9 protein-coding genes are annotated in these 9,113 nt (G+C 48.7%); 4 read left to right on the top strand and 5 right to left on the bottom strand.

All coding sequences use genetic code 11. The annotated features are described in order from the left end of the window. Positions 1-493 precede the first annotated feature (493 nt). Positions 494-1,336, top strand: coding sequence for an MBL fold metallo-hydrolase (locus tag QWI17_RS09885; protein WP_302722345.1), 843 nt, complete (start codon positions 494-496; stop codon positions 1,334-1,336). Between the two features lie 376 nt (positions 1,337-1,712). Here QWI17_RS09885 and QWI17_RS09880 read toward each other — a convergent pair whose 3' ends face one another. Further along, positions 1,713-2,384 (bottom strand): class I SAM-dependent methyltransferase, encoded by a 672-nt coding sequence (locus QWI17_RS09880; RefSeq protein WP_302722344.1) that lies wholly within the window; start codon positions 2,382-2,384, stop codon positions 1,713-1,715. Positions 2,385-2,565: 181 nt separating this feature from the next. On the opposite strand from QWI17_RS09880, the gene QWI17_RS09875 reads away from it, so the two are divergent. Together QWI17_RS09875 and QWI17_RS09870 are read left to right on the top strand one after the other, a co-directional pair. Continuing rightward, complete coding sequence (locus QWI17_RS09875) at positions 2,566-2,751, top strand: hypothetical protein (RefSeq protein WP_302722343.1); 186 nt, start codon at positions 2,566-2,568, stop codon at positions 2,749-2,751. Continuing rightward, entirely contained in the window at positions 2,696-4,264 is a 1,569-nt protein-coding gene (locus QWI17_RS09870) for a sensor domain-containing diguanylate cyclase (RefSeq protein ID WP_302722342.1), read from the top strand. The genes QWI17_RS09875 and QWI17_RS09870 overlap by 56 nt, the downstream gene beginning before the upstream one ends. A gap of 133 nt (positions 4,265-4,397) precedes the next feature. Here QWI17_RS09870 and QWI17_RS09865 read toward each other — a convergent pair whose 3' ends face one another. Both QWI17_RS09865 and QWI17_RS09860 read right to left on the bottom strand, forming a co-directional pair. Further along, entirely contained in the window at positions 4,398-4,640 is a 243-nt protein-coding gene (locus tag QWI17_RS09865; RefSeq protein WP_302722341.1) for a TIGR02647 family protein, read from the bottom strand. A gap of 147 nt (positions 4,641-4,787) precedes the next feature. Further along, a complete protein-coding gene (locus tag QWI17_RS09860) occupies positions 4,788-5,453 on the bottom strand; it encodes a class I SAM-dependent DNA methyltransferase (protein ID WP_302722340.1) in 666 nt (221 codons plus the stop codon). 186 nt (positions 5,454-5,639) lie between these two features. On the opposite strand from QWI17_RS09860, the gene QWI17_RS09855 reads away from it, so the two are divergent. Further along, complete coding sequence (locus tag QWI17_RS09855) at positions 5,640-6,527, top strand: LysR family transcriptional regulator (protein WP_302722339.1); 888 nt, start codon at positions 5,640-5,642, stop codon at positions 6,525-6,527. Between the two features lie 509 nt (positions 6,528-7,036). Here the strand turns inward: QWI17_RS09855 and QWI17_RS09850 are convergent. Together QWI17_RS09850 and QWI17_RS09845 are read right to left on the bottom strand one after the other, a co-directional pair. Next, a complete protein-coding gene (locus QWI17_RS09850) occupies positions 7,037-7,726 on the bottom strand; it encodes a hypothetical protein (protein WP_302722338.1) in 690 nt (229 codons plus the stop codon). A 32-nt stretch (positions 7,727-7,758) separates the two neighbouring features. After that, positions 7,759-8,970: a hypothetical protein gene (locus tag QWI17_RS09845; protein WP_302722337.1), complete on the bottom strand. Its 1,212-nt coding sequence runs from the start codon at positions 8,968-8,970 to the stop codon at positions 7,759-7,761. Positions 8,971-9,113: the final 143 nt, after the last annotated feature.

Here is a 9,113-nt window from a genome sequence, read left to right as displayed (position 1 = left end):
GTAATCGACCTAGGCGTATAGAGCCCCGAGCCGTCAAGAGAAGGCCAAAACCGTTCCCACTACTGTTAAAACCAAGAGATCAAGCACGCGAAGAAGTCAGAAAGAGTGGTCATCCGAAAAAGCTTAAGTAAGTGCCATTCTCATCTGACCCCACTTACTTAGTAGAGGATTCGGCCTGGCTAAATACAGCATCTTAATCGGTTTACCGATCGACTTATGCAAGCTATAGTGGGCGTAGAAATAAAGATTGACTTTCTGAAAGCTAAGTTAAAAGCCAGTCAGAATCAGCCGGAGCGCAATAGGGCGAATGTTAAAGCGGGCCCTAACTCTGAAGAGCAAGCCCATAGTAATGCAATGATTAGATTTATCAAAGACCACTGCCGAAGATATACTTTTAAGAAAATATATGGATATCTATATAGTCTATATCGACGTTGTTCGGCTGCTATTTTATTACAACAGATTAGCATTGCGGAATTAATAAGGTATCAATATGAAATTTCACATGATTATTATTTTAGCTTTTATGGCAGCCTATACTTGTCAGGCTTCGGAGAATTCCCCACCTTTGGAAATTGCAAAATCGGTTTTTCTTATTGAAGGAGGTAACGGGAAGGGGTCGAATGTAGGTGTAATTCTGGATGAAGGCTCAATAACTCTGGTTGATACTATGATTGCCGAGTCAAGAGACTATTTGTTGAATAATTTAAAGACTTTGTCAAATAATCCCGTTGAGTATGTGCTGATGACTCATGATCATTTTGATCACACCGGAAGTAATGAAGAGTTTTTAAATTCGAACTCAGTATTGATAGCGAGCGACAAGGCTGAATTAGAAAAGAATGCTAACTTTATCAGTTTTTCAGATGCGATCCGCGTGAATATACACAGCAGGCTTATTGAAGGTTATGCGGTTAATTCGCATGATAAAAGTGATGTTATTTATCGTCTTGCTGAAGAGAATGTAATTTTTCTTGGTGATATTTATACTATTGGATGGTACCCATCTTTTTTCTCTGGAGGTCTGGCAGGTCAGGTTGATTCTCTAAATTTGGCGATTTCACTTGGCAACGCGGAAACTAAATATGTGCCTGGACATGGTGAAGTGTCTAGCATCGATGATTTGAAGACTTATCGACAACTATGTGAAGCTTGGGTTGAAAGAATAATGGAGCTAAGCGATAAAGGAATGATGCCTGAGAAAATTAAAAATGATTCCAGATTGCTTGAGATTCGAGAAAGGTTTTCGAATGAATCCACCAATCGTGAGGGTTTTGATAGGTGGTTAGAGCAGCTTATTATTAATACTATCGAAATTCAAAGGAAGTCAACCTAATAGGAGAGTTCGGCCTGTGGGGTGAGCCGGCCCTGTTTTTGAGGACTTTATGGACATGCGCGAAAGGAAAAACGCGTGGACAAGGTGAATGCTGCTTAGCGGCAGAGAAGGTAGCCTGGGCTGCCGCGATTTTTTCCGACCTCCAGAATCAGCTGGAGCGAGGAAGCCCGTAGGGCAGTATCTCAGGGAGGCGCGCTGACGTGAAGGGACTCACTAAGACCCAAGACACTCGCTACGCTCATGGGGCCAGCCTTGCCGCGGACGCATGGATGCGTGGTAGCGGCCTTGGTTACTTCTGTCGCGTAACAGAAGTCACTCGCCCGTTGAGGGTGAAACATCCAACTCCAACCTGTTAGGGCAATCTAGCTAGCAACTCTTACAGTTGCCCTGTGATTATCAGCGACGCGGGTTTTTGGGTTGTGGGGTCGGGTGGGGCTTGAATCGCTCTTAGCGTGAAGCCTGCATTTATAAAAAAGGTTAGCCAGGTTTCCAGTGTGCGGAAGTACCAGGGGGCTGGGTTTTTGAAGTCTTTGTTGAAGCCCGCCCAGTTGCCTTGGCGCCAGCCATCAACGTAGGGCTCGGTTTGTGATGCGGTTATGGGGTGTAGGGTTTGCACTACGAAGTAGCCGTTGTTGTTGAGTAGGTGCGGTACGGCTCTGAATACCTGCTCGACGGATTCTTTGCCCAGTAGGGAGAAGTTGCATACGGCAAGGTCGTAGCGCCGGGCAATACGTGCGGCGGTGAGTTGCTGGTAGGTGAGCAGTGTGTAGTCTTCCGGGCCCAGTTCTTGGGCCTTTGCGATTAACCCTTGTGAGCCATCAATGCCCGCCGCCTGAATGCCGCGCTGGGTCAGCTCCCGCACCAGCCAGCCCTCGCCACAGCCAATGTCTAGCAGGCTGTTGACCTTTAACGGTTCTATTGCATTGATAATCGCGCCGTTGGTGATGCGCGTGCGGCTTGCAATCTCGCCGTTGTTTATGGCCTTTACCCAGGGCGCGGTGTTGTCGCTCCAGCAGGTAAGGATTTGCTGCTCGGTAGAGTCGTCCATGCTGAGCCTTTATAAAAGGGTTAGGATTTAACGATCTTCCTACAATGTCTTTGTGCAATTGTTTTCTATACTGAGAGAATAGTACCGTTTTTGGAGGGCTAAAACGATTCGTCAGCCGCTTTTGAACTCACTTACCGTTTATACCCGGTAACGCCTAAGCGCTGCGGCTACTGAGCCATGTATGAACACAAAACCAACAACGTCCATTCAAAGTATGCGCGAGGCGGCCACCACGCCTTTTCGCAAGCCAGATCTGCCGCTATTTCGGCGATTGCAGGCCATTGCGCTGGCAGTAGCGCTGGTGTGGTTGGTTGTTGGTTGGCGGTTGGGCCAGTCATTTGCTGGTAGAGCGGTTTGCGGCGTCTGAGCTAACCCGGCAACAAAACACGGTAAAGCGCCAGGCCAATATATTCGCTCAGCTGGCAGAGAAGGAGCTGCTGGCAGCCGACAAGCTGGCGGTCGCCTTGTCGCAGGATACGGCGATTATCAATCACCAGCGCACCATGAACGAGTATGCCAGCCGGTTTGCCGATATGACGTTTGGCGAACGCAAAGCCTTTTTGGAAGCCAACCCTACGGCGGCCTCCGCCAACGATCTTGTCACCCGCCTGCTGCAAAATTTGGATTTAATGTCGTTGTTCGTGCTCGATGCCTCGGGCAACTGCATTGCTACGGCCTACACCCAAATTGATGGTGAGGCGCAACCGGTGGGTTGCCTGGGTGAGAACTATCAGTCGCGGGAGTATTTCAGCCAGGCCCGCCTTAACGGCTCGGGCCACCAGTTTGCGGTAGGCAAACGGGTGCCTCTGCCCTCATTGTTCTTTTCCTACGCATCTTATGCCAACGGTGAGTTTTTAGGAGCTGCCGTCGTGCGCCTGGATGCGCCCAATTTACTCAGCCAACTGCCCCTGTCAACGACAAGAACCTGGATTACCGACCGCAACGGTATGGTGATCAGTAGCACGACCCCCTCTGATGTGATGCAGCAATTGGGAGCGCGGCTGTATGCCCCGGTAAGCGAGGCAATCTTAGAAGCCACCTATCGCCTGGATCAGCACCGCCAGGTGGCCCTGGTAGAAGACCTACATTACCCTGAGGACTGGGACGTTTGGCAACTCGAAAGCGAGCGGTTATTCATTGCGAGCGCACCCATCGGCCAGCTGGAGTTGACCGTATGGCACAGCGCCAGTATCGCCAACTTCCTACAACTGTATCACCGCAGTGGGATTCTGGCTCTAACGGTACTGGTACTGGGCGTATTGCTGATCCTGATTGTCGAGCGCGTCATCGATGCCCATCAGCGCAGAATGACGCATTTACGCGCCCTTGCCGACGCTCACCAATCCTTAGAGCAGGTTTCCAGCCGGCTATTAAACATTGCGATCAGTGACAACTTAACCCAACTGTCTTCGCGGGTTTACTTTTTCCAACGGCTGGAGGAGGAAATCGCCCGCGTTCATCGGGAGTCAGAGCAGCTGGTGTTGCTGCAATTGGATATCGATAATTTTAAAATTATTAATGACACTCATGGTCACCCCGCCGGCGACGAAGTCATCCGCACCATGGCGGCCATTTGCCGGGAGCAAACCCGCAAAGCGGACCTGCTCGGTCGGGTGGGCGGAGAGGAGTTCGCCATAGGGCTGATCGAGTGCCGCATTAATACCGCCCAAACCATAGCGCAAAATATCTGCGATGCCTGTGCTAACAAAGCCGTCGAATACGAAGGCAAAGTTTTGCATTTCACCTGTTCGATAGGCTTGGCTGAGCTTCAGCCCAAGCAAAATATCGGGGAACTGATTCGCCAGGCAGATAAAGCGCTTTACGTCGCGAAAGAGGCGGGCAGAAACTGCGTTCGGGTGTCAGGTGTCGATACTGATTAGTGGGGGGTCATTAATGAGTGGCGTCAGATAAATCTATTGAGGCAATAGACACCTGCGCCAACCGACAAATTCCGCTGATACGAAAACGCCGACCGTTTTGCTTAAAGCCAGCAAAGCTGGCTTTGCGACGCGGCTATGGGGCGCTGGTGAGTACCGAGAGTATTTTGTGTACTTGTTCGGTGATTTCACTGCCCAGCGGCGTGAGATAGCCACCATCGGGCTGGGTCACCAGGCCTCGTTGGTGCAAGCGCTCGGCGGCAGCCACGGTGGCTGGGTCGGCAGAGTGTTTGTGGACTTTGATGCCTTCTTGCGAAGACGACGATTCGAATAAGGCTAACAGGTTAAGTTCGCTGAGTTGTTCTTGGGAAAAAGGCATGTCGTATCTCTTATTGTTGTATTGGTAAGCATCCGACTGGCAGGCAGAACGATACTGTTGTCCGTTAAGGATATACCTACTTTACCCAATGTTGCCATCGATTTTATGGCTGTATTTTGTGAAACAGTTGCCTCATTTGCCGATGGCTTAAATGTTTGCAGCAGGGTAACTCCCCCAGCGATCTGCCTGTGCTTTAACCGGCTTGCGGGCAATAAAAAAGTGGGCCACGGCTTTTTCCGGCAACCATGAGTGCTCAATGGTAAAGCCCGCGCGCGTTATCGCCGTTTGCAGTTCCTCGGAGCTGAAAAAGTAGACTGGCGGCCAAAAGCCCAGTAAGCACATGGGTTTGGCAATCAACTTGAGCCATTTCAGCTTGTTGCCGAGGCAAGCGGTACTGCTAACGAAGATGCCGCCCGGCTTAAGTGCCTCGTAAATGGTATGCAGTGTGGCCTCTTTGTCATCGAGCAGATGCAACACACTGTGAGCCATTGCCAAGTCGTAGCTTGCTTTGGGCAAGGTCATGGCGCTGATCTGACCGCAGTGAAAGGTCACGTTGCTGATTTGCTGCTGCGCTTGTTTTTGCCGGGCAATCTCGAGCATTTTAGGGGAGATATCCCAGGCGTCTATCTGTTGGGCGTAGGGCGCGTGCTTAAGGGCGGTGGTACCGGTGCCGCAACCGAGCTCAAGAACTTTGCTCTCGGGGTTTAGGTGCTCCCGCGTGAGTGCCAACTTCTTCTCGTAGGTAACTTCATCCGCTATCGGGCTTTTCGCGTATTTCGCGGCGGTACGGTCCCAGAAAGACGCGCTGCTCATAGTGCTCTCCATGTGTGCTCAACAAGGCCGGTGATTGTTCAGGGGCATCGCGGATACCCGGATGTTTGTCAGTATAAAGCTACAAAAACGAATAGGAATTACCTATTATTGCCTATCAGATCAACATATATGCATAGGTGAGGCATCTGCCTAGACCGCTAACCGCATACTTTGGGCGAGGGAATCATGGATTGGCGCGGCGTAAACTTTGATTGGAACCATGCACGGGCATTTTTAGTCACCGCGCAAGAGGGGTCCCTGTCGGCAGCGGCTCGGGTTTTGGGTGTAGCCCAGCCAACCCTGGGGCGTCAGGTACGCGCGCTGGAACAAGAGTTGGACGTGGCTCTGTTCGAGCGCTACGGCCGAGGCTTAGAACTCACCCCTACCGGTATCAGCCTGTTGGACCATGTGCGCAGCATGGCGGACGCGGCCAATCAGTTATCCCTGCAGGCCGCCGGGCAGAACGAGGCGGTTGCAGGGCGCGTTCGTGTATCCGCCACCGATTCTATGGCCGCCTATTTACTGCCATCGATACTGCGCGATTTGCGTGCAGCCTACCCCAAAATTACCGTAGAACTCTTGGCCACCAACACCTTGAGCGACTTGCGTCGACGCGAGGCGGACATCGCCTTGCGGGCGGCCGAACCCACCCAACCGGATTTAATAGCCCGGCGCTTAAAAGACTTTCACGCGTATTTGTATGCAACCCCTGAGTACTTGCGACAGCGCCGGACGGGCAATAGCATTGCGGATTTGGTCGACTGCGAGTTTATTGGCTTTGACGACAACACCGAACTGCTAAAACAGTTTAACGCCCGAGGGCTGGCGATCGGGTCAGATCACTTCTGCGTCGCGACAGAAAACCATACGGTGCACTGGGAACTGGTTAAAGCCGGTATGGGCGTGGGCATTACCATGAGCGCTATCGGCGACGCCGAACCGGGTGTGGTCCGCGCCTGTGATGACTTTCAACCTTACGTGGGCTCACTGTGGTTAGTGTCACATCGCGAGCTAAGACACACCCGCCGGGTTAAAGCGGTTTTCGGCTTTCTGGCAGGTCGGCTGACAGCATAAATGCCCAATAACCCTATGCCTGCCTCTGCACTCTTTACCGGTTTTCAAGCTCAAGCTCAAGCTCAAGCTAGAAAATAATAATATGGCCGTAACACATTAAGCCACTGCGCTCTTCATACCAGAGCGCACCTTTGCCATACCTGCACACTTCGCCTCTAAAGCACTTGTCCATCCACGAGGGCGCACTAAATTCAAGCCCACCAATATGGTCACCGTGTACATTCCTTGAGTAAGGTTCTAAATTGCAGTTTTGTTGCGATAGTATTTGCTCAACTTCCTGGTCCGACGGTTTAAACGATAAATAGGTTGTATCGCAATCAAGGCAACCAAATAGTCTTCCCCGCATCTGCACAATATTGCCCAACGAATAAAAGCCAAATATTTTGTTAAAAGCGTTCTGATTTAACGCTTGATTCAGACAGAAAACAAAAAGAATTAAGCCCAACAAAAGGGGTATTTTTCTTTTATTCATAGCCGCCTAATAAATTTTTAGCGAATTCTAAACTAAATTAATCGTTAAAGTGATTGTTTGTACCTTCCGCATCTACTTTAGATTCGTCAATAATTAAATGGTATGACAAAGAAAGCGCCACCACTTCATACACGATAAAGAGTAAATATAGAGGAATAGACAAGAAGTAGCCGTAAGGCATGAACTGAAATATATAGACTGTTGCCCCAAATAAAATTGGCAGTAAAACAATGACTGTCATCATCAGTACAAAATGATTCTTAGTCAATCGCCACGACTCAATAAACGACATCCGTTTGTCTATTGCTATGGCGGGAAACACAAGGCTGAGTCTAGATGCCAATAACAGAGCTAGTAGAGCACCAACAATAATGCCTGGAATTGTAGAAACAAGTAAGATAATCGGGATGAATATAGCAAATGACAGAACAACGAAACGGATCAGAAATTTGGTTTCTATCCAGGTCCACCGAACAATCCCCCACCTTGATAAAGATGCAGGACCAAGCAGAACCAGCCTATGTATTGTTATAGCAAATATGACCTGAATGATAAAACTTATAAGCTCGAAAACGAATGAATATATGAACCCGAGTTCAAGATAGAATGTCAAATCAATCAAAGTTAGCACTATAGTTGGCCACAATAGAGCCATGATTAATGTTCGTACGTTATCTTTTATAAAAAATAGTGCACCCGCCAAAACCTTGCTTGTATCTTTAGCCATACGACTTCCATCTATCCTAACGACGCACTACTCTAAAAATTGGGTAACGCTTTATGTAACCAGCAATCGAGTATTTTACGCAACTCTGTTTCCAATGATTCGTCCATACACTCGATCTGCTTTACTTTATTTTCGATCGAATTATAAATTGCAAATAGAACCATCGTGGCGATATATATAATAAAAACAACTATTTTTACCCCTATCCCATTATTGATTAAAGCCATAATTCCGGAGAGTGAACCAACACCGAGAAAAAAGAACGCCAGAAGCGCAGCGTGCATATTAGTTCTCGCTACGGGCTTCAGCGCTTGCAAAGATTCTACACTGTCAATTACAGGATACCTGTAGAGAAAGGTTTTAAGCTCTCTAGCCGTTAGAATAACGAGCACACACAGGCCTATTTGACTCAGTGCAAAAAGCGGTAGTGATATTGGCTCAAACGACTCCAATATACCTATATCTGCTCTCAGTATCTTTAGAAGCGGATAGCCCAGCACCAAAACGGAAACCATGGCAATACTTAAGGGTACAACTACGGGTGTTTTCAGTCGGCGACGCTGAGAATTTTCTACTGGCGTTTCAATAACGGTTTTGTCACTGTCTTCATGAGATTCATCCGAAAAAGAGAGCTTACTTTTTACAATTACATCGGGTAAATCTCGCATTGAGAGAGACAGCCTTTTCTGTACCTCATCAAGTGTGTAGCGCGAATCTAGTATCGATAAAGACGATTCATTTAGGTATTGCCAAGGATACTCTAAGAACTTGCCATTCAAGGTGGTGATGGCTTCTTTTGCCGACTCGTTTAATCCCCCCAAATAGAAGCACATTGCAAAGTTGTTAAACGCCTTCACCAAACTAAAAGACGTTGGTGTTAGGCACTGAATTTTTCTGTAAGCATCAGTCAAATCTTGTCTAATTTGAGGCTCTCTGAAATATATCTCTGCTTCGTCTTCGCGGTCCGTCATATGCAGATAAAGCCAATGTTCGATATGGGCCTCGGCTAGCAACCCGGCTAAAGGGCTACCCTCGGGGGCATTTCCGCTGGCCTTATACGCCACCGTGAACATCTCACCCGGTTCACCACCCCACTTCTCGGCGAGGGCATGAATCATTTGGCTGTGTGCTGCATAAAAATTTTTATCTCTAACTAAAGCCTTGGCAAAATAGTCCCATAGCCTCTCTCTTTCAAAGCTAGCACCCATTGAGACTACCATTAAACCCACATAGGGATCACCCAAGTGGTAATCCCCCCATTTTTAACCGAAGCTAAAAGTAGAAGGCTATGCGGCTAACGCCAGTTTTTGTACTGGCGTTATGCCACCCAAGGCCATGTTCGGCCTTTCGTTGTTGTAAGTCCATAACCAGTTGGTAGCGTGTTGCT

Origin of the sequence: Gilvimarinus gilvus (genome assembly GCF_030518155.1) — a bacterium.
Lineage (GTDB): Bacteria > Pseudomonadota > Gammaproteobacteria > Pseudomonadales > Cellvibrionaceae > Gilvimarinus > Gilvimarinus gilvus.
Note: the sequence above shows the minus strand (reverse complement) of the source record. Positions and strands in the feature narration are given on the sequence as shown.

Coding starts and splice junctions, on each gene's coding strand:
- QWI17_RS09885 (WP_302722345.1), top strand. CDS start 494: ATGAAATTTCACATGATTATTATTTTAGCTTTTATGGCAGCCTATACT.
- QWI17_RS09880 (WP_302722344.1), bottom strand. CDS start 2,384: ATGGACGACTCTACCGAGCAGCAAATCCTTACCTGCTGGAGCGACAAC.
- QWI17_RS09875 (WP_302722343.1), top strand. CDS start 2,566: ATGAACACAAAACCAACAACGTCCATTCAAAGTATGCGCGAGGCGGCC.
- QWI17_RS09865 (WP_302722341.1), bottom strand. CDS start 4,640: ATGCCTTTTTCCCAAGAACAACTCAGCGAACTTAACCTGTTAGCCTTA.
- QWI17_RS09860 (WP_302722340.1), bottom strand. CDS start 5,453: ATGAGCAGCGCGTCTTTCTGGGACCGTACCGCCGCGAAATACGCGAAA.
- QWI17_RS09855 (WP_302722339.1), top strand. CDS start 5,640: ATGGATTGGCGCGGCGTAAACTTTGATTGGAACCATGCACGGGCATTT.
- QWI17_RS09850 (WP_302722338.1), bottom strand. CDS start 7,726: ATGGCTAAAGATACAAGCAAGGTTTTGGCGGGTGCACTATTTTTTATA.